At 38.8% G+C, this 17,543-nt stretch carries 13 protein-coding genes; 3 read left to right on the forward strand and 10 right to left on the reverse strand.

From position 1 onward, the window contains the following. Window positions 1-306: 306 nt before the first annotated feature. Window positions 307-1,749 carry a sugar transferase gene (locus AACZ88_RS10425; protein ID WP_339709603.1) on the forward strand — a complete coding sequence of 481 codons (1,443 nt, stop codon included), beginning with the start codon at window positions 307-309 and terminating at the stop codon, window positions 1,747-1,749. A gap of 527 nt (window positions 1,750-2,276) precedes the next feature. On the opposite strand, the gene AACZ88_RS10430 is transcribed toward AACZ88_RS10425, so the two are convergent. The 9 genes from AACZ88_RS10430 to AACZ88_RS10470 all read right to left on the reverse strand — a co-directional run bounded on the left by AACZ88_RS10430 (window position 2,277) and on the right by AACZ88_RS10470 (window position 13,321). Then, window positions 2,277-3,458, reverse strand: coding sequence for an OmpA family protein (locus AACZ88_RS10430; RefSeq protein WP_339709606.1), 1,182 nt, complete (start codon window positions 3,456-3,458; stop codon window positions 2,277-2,279). 124 nt (window positions 3,459-3,582) lie between these two features. Next, a complete protein-coding gene (locus AACZ88_RS10435) occupies window positions 3,583-4,077 on the reverse strand; it encodes a hypothetical protein (protein ID WP_339709609.1) in 495 nt (164 codons plus the stop codon). Beyond that, window positions 4,034-5,179: an N-acetyl-alpha-D-glucosaminyl L-malate synthase BshA gene (gene bshA, locus AACZ88_RS10440; protein ID WP_339709612.1), complete on the reverse strand. Its 1,146-nt coding sequence runs from the start codon at window positions 5,177-5,179 to the stop codon at window positions 4,034-4,036. The genes AACZ88_RS10435 and bshA overlap by 44 nt, the downstream gene beginning before the upstream one ends. A 17-nt stretch (window positions 5,180-5,196) precedes the next feature. Further along, window positions 5,197-8,109 (reverse strand): glycoside hydrolase family 3 N-terminal domain-containing protein, encoded by a 2,913-nt coding sequence (locus tag AACZ88_RS10445; protein ID WP_339709615.1) that lies wholly within the window; start codon window positions 8,107-8,109, stop codon window positions 5,197-5,199. Window positions 8,110-8,224: 115 nt separating this feature from the next. Continuing rightward, window positions 8,225-8,707, reverse strand: coding sequence for an ABC transporter ATPase (locus AACZ88_RS10450; RefSeq protein ID WP_339709618.1), 483 nt, complete (start codon window positions 8,705-8,707; stop codon window positions 8,225-8,227). Window positions 8,708-8,844: 137 nt separating this feature from the next. Further along, on the reverse strand, window positions 8,845-9,636 hold the full coding sequence (locus tag AACZ88_RS10455; RefSeq protein ID WP_339709622.1) for a (Fe-S)-binding protein: 792 nt from the start codon (window positions 9,634-9,636) through the stop codon (window positions 8,845-8,847). Between the two features lies 1 nt (window position 9,637). Continuing rightward, window positions 9,638-10,963, reverse strand: a complete 1,326-nt coding sequence (locus AACZ88_RS10460; protein WP_339709625.1) for a (Fe-S)-binding protein — start codon at window positions 10,961-10,963, stop codon at window positions 9,638-9,640. Continuing rightward, window positions 10,963-11,931, reverse strand: coding sequence for an MlaD family protein (locus AACZ88_RS10465; RefSeq protein ID WP_339709628.1), 969 nt, complete (start codon window positions 11,929-11,931; stop codon window positions 10,963-10,965). The genes AACZ88_RS10460 and AACZ88_RS10465 overlap by 1 nt, the downstream gene beginning before the upstream one ends. Window positions 11,932-11,989: 58 nt before the next feature. Next, window positions 11,990-13,321, reverse strand: coding sequence for an N-acetylmuramoyl-L-alanine amidase (locus AACZ88_RS10470; protein ID WP_339709630.1), 1,332 nt, complete (start codon window positions 13,319-13,321; stop codon window positions 11,990-11,992). A gap of 157 nt (window positions 13,322-13,478) precedes the next feature. Between AACZ88_RS10470 and AACZ88_RS10475 the strand changes: the two genes are divergently transcribed. Together AACZ88_RS10475 and AACZ88_RS10480 are read left to right on the forward strand one after the other, a co-directional pair. Further along, window positions 13,479-16,181 (forward strand): putative LPS assembly protein LptD, encoded by a 2,703-nt coding sequence (locus AACZ88_RS10475; RefSeq protein ID WP_339709633.1) that lies wholly within the window; start codon window positions 13,479-13,481, stop codon window positions 16,179-16,181. A 67-nt stretch (window positions 16,182-16,248) separates the two neighbouring features. Further along, window positions 16,249-16,629, forward strand: coding sequence for a RidA family protein (locus AACZ88_RS10480; protein ID WP_339709636.1), 381 nt, complete (start codon window positions 16,249-16,251; stop codon window positions 16,627-16,629). Here the strand turns inward: AACZ88_RS10480 and AACZ88_RS10485 are convergent. Then, the gene (locus AACZ88_RS10485; RefSeq protein WP_339709639.1) at window positions 16,622-17,473 is read right to left on the reverse strand and encodes an N-acetylglucosamine kinase; all 852 of its coding nucleotides are present in this window, start codon (window positions 17,471-17,473) and stop codon (window positions 16,622-16,624) included. The two genes, AACZ88_RS10480 and AACZ88_RS10485, sit on opposite strands and share 8 nt — an antisense overlap. Window positions 17,474-17,543 lie beyond the last annotated feature (70 nt).

Raw genomic sequence — 17,543 nt, forward strand, 5'->3', positions numbered from 1 at the left:
ATAATGCGATGTACATACCGATAAAGGTTGAGCAGCAGATAAATGGGCCTTTTTTTAACGGTGGCGGCCTAATTCTTTGGTTATAATAACATAAAAATAACCTATAATTTGTTTCAAAGCGTATTGAACACCTATTTTCGCGAAAATATTCGGCTAGATTAGTTAGCGATACTTGCTAAATGTCTATTGAGTAAACATTAAAATATCAACTTGTTTTATAAATTACCTTTAGTAGACTGATAAAATCGATAAATAACCTACGGTCAACATTTTATCTTTTTTTTGAAACATTCATCTAATTTTGCCATGGAAAGAAAACGATTAAATATTTTCACCTTATTTTTACTCTCGCCACCACATTCAAAAACCATGCTAAAACGCTCTAAACTTAATATTCCCGAAAGAAAGCTTATACTTTTTTTTGGTGACCTTATTATCATTTCCTTTGGGTTATTTTTCTTTATAAATTCCGTTATAGATTCTCGTCCCAGACCAGAGATCGCCAATATCATTTTGACCTTTACAGGCTTCTTTATGTATTTCTTTCTGGCCTATGTGTTAAATTTCTACTATTTGGGCAAAGAATCGCGGTATTCCGTCGGACTGATAATGAAAGGCCTTGTGGTAACCGTTCTTTTTATTTTTGTAGAAATTTTAAGTGCGGTTATTCTTTTTGATCTTAGTTTTTGGCGCGTCAATCTCTTAATTTTTCTTTTCGGGCTACCTTTTACCATACTCCTGTGGAGACGCATATTTACCTACATATTTAAATTCATTTCTACGACCAAGCATGTTCTTTACCTTTACAATAATCAATCGAAAGAGAATAAAGACAAAGAAATAGAGGTGGTAAACGGTCTTGGCATTCATACTTTTTATGAAGTTCAGAAGGCAATGAATATCGATGACCCTAAATCGTTTCTTTCAGAAAAAGAGCTTCGTAAACTATCTAAAAAAGTTGACTCTTGGATCATCAACGTCGATACTCAACAGCCAATGCCAAAATTTATTGAGAAAACGATGTTGAATTCTTTGGTAAAGGGCAAAGAGGTTATTACGTTTTCATCGTTTTACGAGAATATTTATGAAGCCATTCCTATAGTTTCATATAATCCCAATGATAGTTGCGCAGAAATATTACAGCTACAACATACCCGTGTCAGATATTTATACAAGATTTTTAATTTTACAGTAAATTTTCTTTTATGCTTTTTTGTTGGGTTTGTATTCGCCCTAGTCACTCCTTTTGTGTACATTCTAAACTTTTTCTTTAATAGAGGACCCTTATTTTATACCCAAAAAAGAGTAGGAAGATTCGGCAAGGAATTTAAAGTTTATAAATTCAGGTCAATGGTCGTCGATGCAGAGAAATCTGGAGCTAAAATGGCCAAAAAAAATGATGCAAGAATTACCCCCTTCGGTAAAATTCTGAGGATGTTCAGGGTCGATGAACTACCTCAGATCATGTCGGTCATAAATGGAGACATGTTGTTTATAGGACCTAGACCTGAAAGAAAAGTGTTTGTTCGTAAATTAAATGAAATAACTCCATACTATAATATTAGACATTTGGTTAAACCGGGTGTGACCGGTTGGGCACAGGTAAAATATCGCTATGGGGAAAATCTCGAAGATTCAATACAAAAGCTGGAATATGACTTATACTATATTAAAAACCGAACTATCACCCTTGATTTAAGAATTATCTTCAAAACATTCACTACCATTTTGTTTTCACGAGGAATCTAATCGACACAGTACTTATTAACTAATATGTTTAGGGGTGCGACTAAAAGTCGCACCCCTTTTTTATAACACCTCTAAATCACACAATACAAGACATTTGGCAATGCCCCCTTTACTGAGCTTTAACTAATTGTTTGGCAAACGTAATCTGCAATCTTTTAGGCATTTAGTAACACACCGGCCAAGAAATTCCATATGCTTTCAGCACTATTTATTCCTTCAGCATACTCCACAAATCAAATTACCGTGCCCTAGCCGTTTACTCCACCAGAAAAAAGCCATATTCGAGCCATTTCCTGTCCCTTCTTAATATGTTGTAGAGTCATTGGAACCTTATTTTATTGCTCCTCATAACTGCTTTAAATTCAAAAAACAATTGTGTACTTAATGCAAAAAACCACTAGATTTCTCTTTTGGTACTTTCAATGACTATCTATTAAAAAAGGCGGTCTCTATAATAATAGAGACCGCCTTTCTAATGCATATTGGTGATTAATCAAACATCGCTTAATACAACCATAAATAGGATACTAAAATTTCGTAGCAATAAACTCTGATCTACGATTAACCTTGTGTTTTTCTTCGGTACAGTAGGTATTGTCATCACAATCATTCAATAACCTATCTTCTCCATAGGCCTCAGCTTGTAGCCTTTTCGAATCTATTCCCTTTTTAACTAAGTAACCCTTAGTTTGATCCGCCCGTTTCTGGGATAGCCATTGGTTATATTGAGAGGTGCCTCTTGCATCAGTATGGGAGGTGACTTTTAGCTCCAACTCAGGTAGCTCCTGCATCAAGTTAGCAAGCTTATCCAAAACGCCAAGAGATTCCTTTTTAATATATGAAGAGTTTAAAGCGAAATAAATAAACCCTAATCGCCTAATTCTATCTTCAATATCATTTTTGCGCTTGTTTTCTGCCTCGATTTTAGCTTTTTCTGCATCGGCCAACCGCTTCTGTTCTTTTTCCAGAGCCAATCGTTCCGCTAAAGCAGCGGCTTCTTTGGCCCTATTGACCGAAGCTATAGAATCTTGTACACGTTCCCGTTCTTTCGCTATTTCTTCTATTAAGGCCAGCTTTTCCGATCCTTTCTTCGACAAACCCTTCTCGATGCCAAAACGGTAAACGACTCCTGCGCTGTGCTGAATGTGGTTTGTGGCGCCATTATCTCCCATAGCCCATTTTCCACTTGAACTGAGGTCTAGTCCCCATTTATCCGAGAACCAAGTTCTAAAACCAACAACAGCATTATAAGTGCCTCGTGGAATATTACTAGCATCGGTGTACCCGAGGCCAATTCCTACGTATGGATCGAACCATCCTGTCTCTCCTATTATTTTATTGAGATCATAACTTAGTCTAGAATCTATACCAAAATAATTGATATCATCAGGATTTGCAAAACCATCGATAATAAAACCTTTTTTGTATTTGTTGTACGTTCCTATGATTTCAAGACCCAAACCACTTTTAAAATACCTTCCAATGTTTATTCTCGAAGGAAAAGCAACGGCATTCCATTGGTTCTTGATGGTAGTAAAATCATTAAAAGCATCTCCGGAATCATCTACAATATTGTAGCCTAGTCCTATCATCCAAGAACTGGTTACAATGCTGTCCTTTGAGGTAAGTTTTACATCTTCTTCCTGTGATAAAATCTGGCCGAAAGTAAATAATAGGCATATGGCCAAAGCCTTTCTACGAATTTGCATAAGTTTATAATTTGGGACAATTAATATGTAAAATTAGGCAGACTAGCCTTTTTCAGAGAAAAAAAACTTTAAAAAGTAAGAATATTCGTTAGATAGTTGAAATGCCAAAATCATCGATTTGAGGTCACTTTCCTTTAACAATAATCTCTTTTTGGGTAAGGGGCAAAGTGTAAATACTGAAAGGGTTTATAAGTGCTCCACCGGAAGTTCCCTCTGGTCGGTTCAATTGCAAAACCAAAGTGGCAGGGTCGTCCTTTAAAATGGAAAGTTCGGGCTTTTCAATGCCGCGTTGTAAGCCACCACACAGAATAACGGCCATTTCTTTACCAAAATCTATTTTCGGAACCGGAAGTCCAGGTTTTCTAGTCCTGTTTATTTTTGAAAAGAAAGTTTGCAATCTTTTGATGTCATTTATAATCAAAACTTTGGTAGAATCACCTCCGCCATAATTATCTTGTAGAAGCAAGGTCAGCCCATCATTATCATCGGAAGTTCTCTTTTCCAAGGCATTCTTTTGTGCATTGCATGAAAGAAGTACACCTAAAATACCACCACAAAGTACAACTACTTTTGACTTAACTGTACGACTCTTTAAAACGACCTTTATACGCTTTTTCATAAATAGCTTCGTAAAGCGGAAGTACTTTCAAAATATCAAATTTCAGGGATGTTTGATAAGCATTTTCCTTAAACTTTTCCAACACGTCATCGTCTCCCAAGATGCGCATGGCATTATCGGCCATCTCATCGATGTTGCCTACGTCACTTAAAAAACCTGTAACCCCCTGTTCATTGACTTCAGGAACTCCACCAGTATTGCTCGATATAACTGGAACCCTATTAGCCATTGCCTCTAAAGCCGCCAACCCAAAGCTCTCAGATTCGGAAGGAAGTAAAAAAAGATCGGAAAAGCACAATATACGGTCGATCTCATTACTATTACCTAAAAAGATTACTTTTTCAGAAATTCCCAACTTGTCACACAATTCCTCCGCTCCAGACTTTTCAGGACCTTCGCCGACCATTATCAACTTAGAGGACACTTTTCGCTGAATCTTTTCAAATATTCTAATCACATCGGGTATACGCTTAACCTTTCGAAAATTGCTAATATGCGTAATAATTCGCTCATCATCATTGGCCATTATAGACCGTTGACAATCGGTAAAAGAATCTTTATATTTATTTTTTTCAATAAAATTAGGCACCACTTCAATCTCTTTTTCGATGGCAAACAATTCTAACGTTCTTTGTTTTAGACTCTCGGAAACCGAGGTCACTACATCAGATTGATTTATACTAAAGGTCACTGCAGGTTTATAAAATGGATGTTTCCCTACTAGGGTTATATCCGTTCCATGCAATGTGGTAATCATGGGAACATGAATATTTTCTTCCTCTAACATCTTCTTTGCCATATAACCGGCATACGCATGGGGAATGGCATAGTGCACATGCAAAAGTTCGATACCGTACAGCTTTATGGTGTCGACCAGTTTACTAGACAAGGCCAATTCATAGGGTTGATAATGAAACAAAGGATATTCAGGAACATTCACTTCGTGAAAGTAAATCCTGTTACTCAAAAGTTCAAGACGTACCGGTTGCCGATAGGTCACAAAATGTATTTCATGCCCTCGATTGGCCAAGGCTATTCCAAGTTCGGTAGCCACAACACCACTACCACCAAAGGTCGGGTAACAAACAATTGCTATTTTCATCTAGACAAAATTACAGTTTAATTTAGAATAGCATCGTAAATGGCTCTTTGAATACGTGTTCTTAACCCCGATTTAACTAATAGTGTATTTGATGCAGTAGGGTACGTTCTGTTCGATAGGAAAACATAAACTATTTCTTCTTCAGGATCGGCCCAGGTATAGGTTCCGGTAAAACCACTATGCCCAAAACTCTTTCGGGAAACACAGCCGCAGGTCGGACCGCTATTTTCTAGCTGAGGCTTATCAAAGCCCACGCCCCTTCTGACGTGTTTATCACAGAAATAGCAGTTATTGAATTTTTTTATAGTTCTGTCCTCTAAAAATCGCGTGCCACCATAGAATCCACCTTGCAAATACATTTGCATGATTTTGGCCACGTCATTGGCCGAACTGAATAATCCCGCATGGCCTCCTACTCCACCCTGCATTGCGGCGCCCATATCATGAACATAACCTTGTACCGTCTGATATCTATAATACTTATCTATCTCAGATGGTACAATAAGGTTCTTCGGAAACTTTTTCAAAGGGTTATAACTGGTATGGAAAGCTCCCAAGGGTTTGTATAAAAAATCATCGGTCAATTCGTCCATACCCTTTTTATACACATCTTCAATATATTTCTTCATCACATAATAGCCCACATCACTATATCGGTATCTATTCGACTTTAAACTTTGTCTACCAATACGGTTATAAATAGAATCTTTATAGGCATCGGTAAGATAAAGGTTGTCACTGACCTTAAAAGAAAAGCCCTTCGAGGGCGCATTTCTGTAAAATTCAGAGGAAGGCTTTTTATTCTTATCCAAAGTATCGATATAGAAAGCGATCCAAGCTGGCAATCGCCCATAATGTGATAAAGCTTTCAGTACCGTAACGTCTTTTAATTCAGAATCGGCATATTCAGGAACTAAGTCTTGAAACGTATCATTAAGGGCTATTTTACCTTCCTCCTCCATTTTCATGATCAAGGGTAATGTAGCCAATATTTTGGTCATTGAAGCCAAATCATAAATATTCTCAGCTGCTATATGGTCCTTTGAATTATAAGTAGGCTTTCCAAAACCCTTATTGTATATAACCTTTCCTTTGCGGGCAATCAAAACTTGAGCCCCTGGATACATCAAAGAGTCGAGTCCGTCTTGAACCAAATGGTCCACATCGGCAAGCTTTGAAGAACTAAGCCCTACACGCTCTGGATAACTATACCCCAATCGCATCAAAGACTTTAATTGTACATTGGTATTTACAGGAAAGTCTTTATGCGCGGTCACCGGTAATACTCCTTTGGCCGGTATTGCACCGAAAATGAGTTGCGCCGTCTTTTCTTGTGCCAACTTGCTGTTCTGGTAGGCCATTACAACCCCATCAATATTGGCATAAGAATCTACATCTAAAAGAGCGTAGGGCTTTGCAAAAACAGACAATATCAGATTTGAGCTCCTTTCTGCGGCTATCGACTTTAACCAAGACAATTCGTTCGTTGAAAATTTATATGATTTCCATGGGCTTTCATTGCTTTTATGAAAACCAATAATAATCAAGTTATAGGCCGCTAATTTTTGCCTCAAGGTCGCGATATCTTTACCATTGACCTGGGTAACATCGGCATATTTGTTCAGTTCGTTGATAAATGGATCACTGTTGGCATCCCCGAATTTCACATAAGCTATCTTTTTATTTTCCAACTTTTTTATCCCCATGAGATAAAAATTATTCTTCACTACAGTTATGGCATTTTCTATAGCCTCTTCATAAATCAAATCGTCTTCCAGAGAATTTAAATCATTGTATAAATTTTCAAGGGCTATGGGTCGATATCGGTTTAAGCCCACTTTGTATTTGGCCATTAATATTTTTTTCACCGAACTTGCCAATCTTTCTTCGGAAATATCACCTTTATTATAAGCCATGAGAAGCTTTTCCTTTGCTTTCGCGACCTCTGTCGGCATAAGGAGAATATCGTTGCCAGCCATAAAAGCTGCCAACTCTACGTCACCATCTTTTCCGCTTTTGGCCACCCCTTTCATATTTAGTGCATCGGTAAAAACCAATCCGTTAAAATCCATTTCTTCCTTGAGCAACCCCGAAATAATCTGTTCCGATAAAGATGATGGTAAATTTTCCTTTGTTTCTAAACTAGGTACATTCAAATGGGCCACCATTATGCTGCTCAAGCCTTCCTTGATTAATTTTTTATAAGGATAAAGTTCGATACTGTCTAATCGCGACCTTGAGAAGTTGATTATCGGCAATGCATGATGTGAATCTGTTGCGGTATCTCCATGCCCAGGAAAATGCTTACCACTTGAGAGTATTCCTGCGTTATGCATACCTTTCATAAAAGCAATACCTTTTTCGGTCACATTATCCCGATCTTCTCCAAAGGAACGATTTCCGATAATCGGGTTTTTAGGGTTTATATTGATATCGACGTCGGGGGCAAAATTAATATGAACTCCCAATCGTTTGGCATGCTTTCCTATCTGTTGTCCTACTTTTTCTACCACGGCATTATCGGTTATGGCGCCCAAGGTCATATTCCAAGGAAAAGCATAAGTAGAGTCTAACCGCATAGAAAGTCCCCATTCCGCATCCATTCCGATTAACAAAGGTATTTTCGACGCTGCCTGATATTTGTTTGTCAGCTTGGCTTGGCGCACAGGGCCTCCTGTAGAGAAAATAACTCCGCCTATATTTTGCTTGCGAATAAGTGAGGTTATTCTATCGGTACTTTCCTTAGTTTGATCTGATGCTACACTGACCATAAATAACTGTCCCAGTCTTTCACTTACAGACATCTCATTATATCGGGCCTCTACCCATATTTGCTGTAAAAGGCTATCATTGGTAACTAAGGGGTACGATTGGCCAGAAACAGGTAAAAAGAAAAGAGAAAAGAAAGTGAGTGCTAAATAAAAGCGCATATTAAAATCATCTAGGGGAATAACTCAAACCATATAAAAATATTGTATTTCATCGGATTTGCATTGAACGTAAAGGGCATAGACCTGCTTATCAATTTAACAAAACGACAAAAAATCACATAAACCTTGCATGCCAACTTTCGGAAGCCGGTACTTCCCAATTTTCAAGATACTCGGCTTTTGTAGCTACCAAATTATTAAAGACAACGGTATTTGCCGAAACTGCTTTCTGTTTGGCCATTTTTCTAAAATCGGACAAAGGCTTATAGGCTACGAACTCGCCTTGTTTATAGGAGACGTTCATTTTGTCTAATAACTCGACATCATATCTCTTTTCGAGCTGTTGAATAAAATGAACAGAGGCATCGATAGAGCAACCCGAAGCCGCCGCCATTGATTGATCTAAGGCCAAAATGATAAATCTATTATACCGTATGATATAACCCGCCCTCAAATCTGCTCCATGAGCGGTCCACTGCTCGATAAAGCCGTCAAGCTCTTGCCTTACTTCCAAAAGTTCTTCAGTGGAAAAACTTCTACTTGCTTGATATATCCAAACCCGAGAGGTATCGGGTAGTTCGTCAAAATCTACTAACATCTGCTATAAATCTTTTTGGGGAATTTTATTTAATCGTCGAAATAATAATAGTCTGAATTCTAAAAATTATAAAATTCTATTATCTATCACCAAAGTCGTACCAAAGTAACATTCCTTAATTTTAATTCCATTAAAGGTTACAAATCTTCGGCATTAGCAATAAGTTCTGCGATATCCATTACCACTATCGAAGCTTCCTTTTCTTTGTTTTTCACACCATCGGTCATCATCGTATTGCAAAAAGGACAAGCAGCGGCAATAATTTCCGGTTGGGTTTCCAAGGCCTGCTCGGTACGCTCTATGTTTACATCTTTATCGCCCTTTTCTGGTTCTTTGAACATTTGCGCTCCACCCGCACCACAACATAAGCCTTTCTTTTTGCAATTTTTCATTTCCACCAATTCGGCATCGAGTTTTCTGATCAATTCCCGTGGAGCTTCATAAACACCATTGGCCCTACCCAAATAGCAAGGGTCATGGAACGTTATTCTTTTTCCTTTGAACTTTCCGCCTTCCACCGAAATTCTCGCATCTTCTAACAATTGCTTTAAAAATTGGGTGTGGTGCACAACTTCGTAGTTACCCCCTAAACCAGGGTATTCATTTTTCAAAGTATTAAAACAATGCGGACAGGTTGTTATGATTTTTTTCACCTCATAGGCATTCATGACCTCAATATTGGTCATGGCCTGCATTTGGAACAAAAATTCATTTCCCGAGCGTTTTGCCGGATCTCCGGTACAGCTTTCCTCAGTGCCTAAAACCGCAAATGAAACATTTGCCTGATTCAATATTTTTACGAAGGCCTTCGTAATTTTCTTTGCCCTATCATCAAAGCTACCAGCGCAGCCTACCCAAAACAAGACTTCTGGTTGTTGACCGGCAGCGAAAAGCTCGGCCATTGTCGGTACCTTCAATTTACTTTCCATATCACAGTTCTTCTTTCCAGTTTAGCCGATCCATCTGATTGAACGGCCATGGGGCTCCATTATTCTCGATATTGGTCATCATATTATTCAAATCAGTCGGAGCCGCCGATTGCTCCATTACCAAATATTGGCGCATATCCATAATAATAGATAATGGGTCAATACTTACCGGACAGGCTTCTACACAGGCATTACAAGAGGTACAGGCCCAAAGCTCTTCCCGTGTAATAAAGTTATCGAGTAATTGCCTACCATCATCTTCGAATTTACCATTGTTCGCATCCAAGTTTTTACCGACCTCTTCGATACGATCTCTAGTATCCATCATAATTTTTCTAGGAGATAGTTTCTTGCCGGTTTGATTGGCGGGACACTCACTGGTACAGCGGCCACATTCGGTACAGGTATATGCATTTAGCAATTGAACCCAACTTAGATCCATAATATCGGAAGCACCAAATTTTTCCGGGTCGGCAGCATCCTCGGCAGGAGCTGCAAAGGGGTCTGCAGAAGGGTCAAGCATTAATTTGACCTCTTGGGTAACGGCATCGAGGTTTTTGAATTTTCCCTTTGGCCCTAATTTCCCAAAATACGTATTAGGGAAAGCCAAAAGTATGTGCAAGTGTTTCGAATAATATAAATAATTCAAAAAAACCAAAATACCTGTAATATGAAGCCACCAGGCGGTCCGTTCAATAACGATCAATGTCGAAATTGACAAACCTTCAAAAATAGGTACAATAAACTGGCTTACCGGAAATGATCCGGCCACGGTATAATGAGCAGCACCCAATTGCTGTAATTGATAATCGGCGGCATTCATGGTTAAAAACAAGAGCATTAAAACCAACTCTATATATAAAATAAGATTACCATCCTTTTTGGGCCAACCTTTCATTTCAGGTTTTATGAACCGTTGCAATCTAATGATGTTTCTACGCACCCAAAATAAGGTCACCGCTACAATTACCAATAAAGCCAAAATTTCGAATGAGCCGATTAAGAAATCATAAAGCGCACCCATGGGCGCAAAAATACGATGGGTACCAAAAATGCCATCTATGATGATTTCCAGCACCTCTATATTAATGATGATAAAGCCGACGTAAACAATGATATGTAGCAGTCCCGCTATAGGCCTTACGACCATTTTTGTTTGACCTAGCGCAATTCTGGCCATATTTTTCCAACGGGTCGGTTTATTATCGGATACATCAGTGTCTTTTCCCAGCTTAATATTTCTGCTGAGTTTTTTTATGTTGTTCACGAAATATCCAATACCTATCGCTAGAACTATTACAAAAATGATATTAGGAAGGTAGTCCATTATTGATTTTCTATTTCTTCTGCCGGATCGTCTTCAGGAACAGTATAGTCTTTTTGCTTTTTTCCAAAAACGGAAACATTCACGTACCGTTTCGGGTTCAAACGAAAATCTTGAAGCAGCAAATCCAATTCCTTGGAAGCATTATTTAGATTGGAGTATAGTTCTTCGTCTTGCATCAACTTACCCAAAGTACCATCACCTCTTTCTATTCCTGCTAAAACCCGATCAAGATTGGCAACCGTAGATTCTAAACTTGCCAAAGTTCTACCAAGACCTGCATTATTCAGCGAATCGGATAAATTAGCAAAATTATAGGTCAGTTTTTGAAAATTCATCATCGAACTATCCAACTTGCTCTGATTATCACTTAAAATATTGCTAAGTATATCTGCACTTCGTTTGAAGCTACTGATCGTACTGTTAAGCCCACTCAAACTTTCTTGTAAATCTTTTTTTGCCTTAGTGTCTAAAATTTGATTTACATTTATTAATAGCGAGTCGGCGTTCGTAAAGGCATCTTCCACTTTTAACTGCAAAGGCGTGAGTTTTTGCTGTAGTAAATCGGTCAACCCCGGTCTTGTATTTGTGACCAACGTGTCTCCCGATTTTGCCGAGGGGCCATCATCAAAAACAGGTTTTATTTGTATACCCTTGCCTCCTATGATACCAGTATCATAAAGTTCGGCCTTACTGTTCTTGGAGAATGAAAAATCATTATTTACAGAAAATGTTACAATAAGTTTCCCCGAAGCATCTTTAAACTTTATATCGTTTACAGTACCAACATTAAAACCGTTTATAGATACTTGGGTACCTGGCTGTAGCCCCCCAACATGATCATAAACCGCATATAAGGTTTTACTATTATCAAAAAGTGGTGTAGATTTCAGGTAACTAAATCCTAAAATAAACAAGAGAATGCCGCCTATTACGATAATTCCCGTCTTAATTTCTCTCGATAGTTTCAAAAGCAAGTTTTTCTAGTACCTAACAAAATTAGAAATAAAAATTAGATGACAGCATTATTTATTCCGAAACGTATTTAGCTACCTCTTTTGCAGGAATTCTTACACCATTCCTATAGCCCACAATATAAGAGGACTTATAACCATTTAAATCTGCATTAGACTTCAACAATTTAGCCTCGCTTATAGAGTTTGTACTCCCGTAAAGATAGCGATACAAGTTGTTAACCGGTTCTTTCGTTATTTTATTCAACCCATTAAAGAAATCAGGACTTAAAGGTATGTCTTTGGAGCTGGCAAATATCTGTACCTTAAAGATTAAATCTTTCTTATCATTTGCCTTTCTTATATCATGCGGCTTAATTGTTTCTTTTTTCTCGACCAACGTTGTTGCTTGAGATTTGGCTTTATCTTTGGTCTCTTCCTCTTGAACGATTGGCGGTTTTTGCACGACAGTAGGTTGCGTAACGGGTTTTGCCTTCTCAACCACTGGTGGAGGAGTGGATTCAATCGGTGAAGCATTCTCGACGGTTTGTTTACCTACCTCTTTATCTTCTACGTTATTCGCAGGTAATTCAGGCGTTGCGGGTATACTACCGGCTACGCCATTAAAACTCGTATTCGATTGAACGCTATTCTTATAATTGAGAATGGCGTCTGAAATAGATTCCCCCATTTCGGTTTGACCTTTCTTTGAATTGAGATAAGCCCCCTCTTTCTTGTTCGTCAAAAAACCAGTTTCCACCAAAACACTGGGCATAAAAGTTTGATGTAAAACAATAAATCCTGCTTGTTTAACCTTTCTGTCAGTGCGTTTAAGTTTTCCAGAAAAATTGTCTTGAATCATCTTAGCCAAGGCGATACTCTGATCCAAGAACTCTTCCTGCATGATTGTCAGACCAATGACGGACTCTGGCGAATTAATATCATAATTGGCATACCGGCTCTCATAGTTATCCTCTAAATAAATAACAGAGTTCTCTTTTTTGGCAATTTCAAAATTCTGTTTATTGGCGTGCAGACCTAAAACGAAAGTACCTGCACCCTGTGCGTCGGAGGTATGTGAATCACAATGTACCGAAACAAAAAGATCGGCATTGGCCTTATTGGCAATTTCTCCCCTGACATATAAATCAATGAAAGTATCATCTTTACGGGTATAGATTACTTTTATATCGGGACTTTGCTCTAGAATACGCCCTACTTTAAGCACAATATTCAATGCAATATTCTTCTCGAAATAACCGTTTCCCAAATTACCGGGATCATGACCGCCATGACCTGCATCAAGAACAACTATAAATTTGTCATCGTCGGGCTGTTGGGCAGAACCAAAGTTGAAAGACAATACAAAAAATAATATAAAAAAAAGGAATAAAAAAGGTTTTTTCATATAACGGTCTTCATCGCGTTTTGATATTCTTCCGATGGTTAAATTTATTGTAATACCCTACAAGAGGAACAAAAAATATATGTAAGTTTGCCCGAATACTACCAGTCAATATAGTGCGGGACGCCACCAAACGGTTACAAAAATAGGATATATAGCCTTGCAATCAAACAAACATTATCTACTTTTCCTATTACTGCTATTCATCGGCACTCTTTTTGGCGTCGCACAAGAAGATCAAATTATACCATTGCCGATAAAAGCGCAGGAAGACACCATCGTCGCACCCATACTGCTGGTCAATCCCTTGACCAGCAACATCGTAAAAGACTCGGTCAGTAGCGATTCATCAACGGTCAAGCAATCTGTTCTATTAGACAAAATCAAATATAAGGCGAAAGATTATGTGAAACTCAGCCAGAAAGACCAGAAAATATATCTGTATAACGAGGCCGAGATATATTACCAAGATACTGAACTGAAGGCGGGTATCATTACAATGGACTATGTGAAAAATGAAGTATACGCTGGCCGTATTAAAGATTCCGTTGGCAATTATACTCAATTACCTTATTTCAAACAAGGCGACAATGAAGTGAGACCAGATTCTATCCGTTTTAATTTCGATACCGAAAAAGCGTTGATTTGGAATTCCCGCACAGAACAACAGGCAGGCCTAGACCAGTTGGGCAGTGATGCCATGAAAGTATATGCAGAAATAACTAAAAAGGAGAACGATTCTGTATATTTTCTGCATGAAGGGAAACTCACCACTTCGCAAGATACAGTAAACCCTGATTATTATATTAGAATAAGAAAAGCAAAATTTGTACCTAAAAAGAAGGTAATCGCAGGCTTCAGCAACCTCTACATTGCCGATGTACCGACACCCATAGCCTTACCTTTTGCTTATTTTCCACTTACTGTCGGGAGAACAGCAGGCCTGATGATGCCTACTTTTGGCAACGACCCCGACAGGGGCTACTTTTTGCAAGACGGAGGGTATTACTTTCCGATCAGCGACTATGTAGACCTGACCCTAACAGGGGACCTTTACACAAATGGAAGTTATGGTTTTAGAACCCAATCGGTCTATTCAAAACGTTACCGATACCGGGGTAATGTTAATTTTAGATACGAAAATCTCGTCACTAGCCAGAAGGGATTCAGTGACTACAGCAGAAGCACCATTTACAATTTACAGATTTCACACTCGCAAGACACCAAAGCCAGTCCCAATTCCAGATTCTCGGCGTCGGTGAATTTAGGAAGCAGCTCGTACTATCAAAATTCGTTATTGCAGCGCAACTTGCCGAACACCCAAAACAACACACTCAGCTCGTCAATATCATACTCCAAAACATTTCCGGCCTATCCATCGGTCAATATGAGTTTGACCGCTACACATAGTCAAAACACAAATACTGAAAATATAGAAATGACGCTTCCTACCTTTCAAGCCAGTATGGAGCGTATTTTTCCCTTTGCAAAAAGAGACGGAATTAAAAAAGGGGCCATACAGAACATTAATTTTCAGTATGACGTAAATGCCCGAAACAGCCTATCGATTACCGAAGACCAGTTCTTCAAAAGTGGCATGTTCGAGGAAGCACGAGTTGGCGCAAGGCACCGTCTACCCATCAGTACAAACTTTAAAGTAGCTAAATTCTTCAGTGTTTCCATGGGAGGCAGTTATGAGGATGTGTGGACATTGGAGACATTTGCACAACGCTATGATGCCGACGAAGGCGCTGTTGTAAGAGATACTATCTCTGGTTTTGACCGTTACAATAAATACAATTTAAGCGCCAGTATCGGAACTACGCTGTACGGAACCTTCGAATTTGGGGAAGACAAAAAAATACAGGCCATTCGACACGTCATGCGCCCCTCATTAAGCTATGGCTACGCACCATCGTTTGAACAATTTTACGATGAATATTTAGATGCCAACGGGGAAGTCGTTCAATATAGCCGGTTTACAGGTACATTAAATGGCGCCCCAAGCTTGAGCCGTTCGAACAGCCTTAGCTTTTCACTAGCGAATACCTTAGAAGCAAAAGTACGTGATAAAGACTCTACCGCTCTAAAACCAAAGAAAGTTCCCATACTGAGCAACTTTAACATTTCTACAGGATATAATTTAGAAGCCGATTCGTTGAAATTAAGTCCTTTAAGTGTTAATGGAGGTACGAACATCTTGAACAACAAAATGTCGGTCAACTTTTCAGCAGGTTTAGACCCCTATGCCATCGACAATAACGGTAGAAGAATTGACACCTGGAACATCGACAACGGCGGTAGCCTTTTAAGACTTACGAGGGCAAATGTGAACGTGGGTTATTCAATCGACAGCAAAACATTTGGAAAAAAGGAGGAGGATGATAAAGGCGAAGACGAGGAAAACCCATATGATTATGTAGCACAAAGTGGCGGGCGCACAGATGACCTTTTTGGTCAAGCGGACAACTTTAACGACCCGAGACGACAAGAAGAAGAACGAAATAGAAAGGGCGAGGATGTAGAAAACCCGATTTATGGAACAAAAATACCGTGGGACTTCCGATTGGCCTATTCTGCCACTTATTCGAACGCTAACAGGCAGGATGAATTTAGTAGCCATTCTCTAATGTTCTCTGGAAACATTGAATTATCTCCCCGATGGAAAATCGGGGGATCATCGGGTTATGATTTTAAAAACAAAGGCTTTACACTTACGCAACTACGTTTCGAGCGTGATTTAAAGAGTTTTACCATGCGCTTTAACTGGTCGCCGTTCGGCCAATACGAACGATGGTATTTTTTTATCGGCATAAAGAGTTCGATACTTAGCGATTTGAAGTGGGAAAACAGAAGTCAGTAATCTAAATAGACTCCTTACACCTTTCGAATTTTAAGCGTTTTATATTTAATCGAAGAATCAAAATATCATGAAAAAAATAATCAACACATCAGAAGCCCCGGCACCCATAGGCCCATACAATCAAGCTGTACTAAGTGGAAACACCCTTTACGTTTCAGGACAAATACCCCTAGATCCGAAAACGGGAACGTTAATAGAAGGCGATATCAAAAAAGAAACCGCCCGTTCGATGGACAACCTAAAGGCTATTCTCGAAGCTGCGGAAATGACTTTTGAAAACGTGATAAAAACTACCATTTTCATTAAAGACATGAACCAGTTTACCAAAATAAACGAAGTCTACGGCTCTTATTTTAATGAAGCGAACGCACCTGCCAGGGAAACAGTGGAAGTAGCAAATTTACCCAAATTCGTAAACGTAGAAATTTCTGCGATAGCAGTTAAATAGTATCCTTGTGGAATTCCACAAGTCCATCAATAGGCCTTTGCCGTATTACACCGGGAATTAAATCGTTACGCTCTAACACTGCTGTTAACTCTTCCCGTAAAAAATGCGCAATACTACCCACAAAATGGATAGGTACTTTAGTAGCCAGTTCAAATTGCATCACTTGATTGTTAATGAACTGCTGAAACCCTTTATCGATTACCCCCTTACAATAGGGATGCTCTTTGTTCTCTACTAAAAATCGTGCAAATGTTGCCAAATAAGTATTCGGGTTGGGCTGTTTATAAAGGTTTTCCTTAATTACATCGGCCTCAAGATTATAACCTTGGGCAAACTTAACGGCCAAGTCTTGTGGAATTTTATGATAGTAGTAATCACGTATCAATTTTCGACCGAAGAAATTACCACTACCATCATCCATAGGAATATACCCCAATGAAACCACTTTCTGAATAAGTTGATGACCGTCGTAATAACTGCAGTTCGAGCCGGTGCCAAGAATACATACAATACCTTGTTGGCCAATTTTAGTGGTAGAATAAATTGCGGCAAATGTATCTTCCTTAACATCGATTTGTGCATTTGGAAAAAAGCCTTTGAAAATTTTCTTCAAAAACTTTTTCATACGATCCGTGCCGCATCCGGCACCGTAGAAAAACAACTGGCTTACCTTTTCTTTATTCTGGGCCAGTTCAAAATTATTTGCCAATCTATCTTCGATAACCTCGCGTGTAAGAACTTCTGGGCTAAGCCCCAAAGTCTGGGTTAAAAAAAGTCGGTCTCCCTTAGCATCTAGGGCAATCCAATCCGCTTTTGTGGCACCACTATCAACAATCACAATCATGGATCAATAGTTAGAATGAATATTCCTGAAAGCGAAAGGTCAATATTTCACTTTCAGGAAATTCTATTAA

Origin of the sequence: uncultured Kriegella sp. (genome assembly GCF_963975415.1) — a bacterium.
Classification (GTDB): Bacteria; Bacteroidota; Bacteroidia; order Flavobacteriales; family Flavobacteriaceae; genus Kriegella.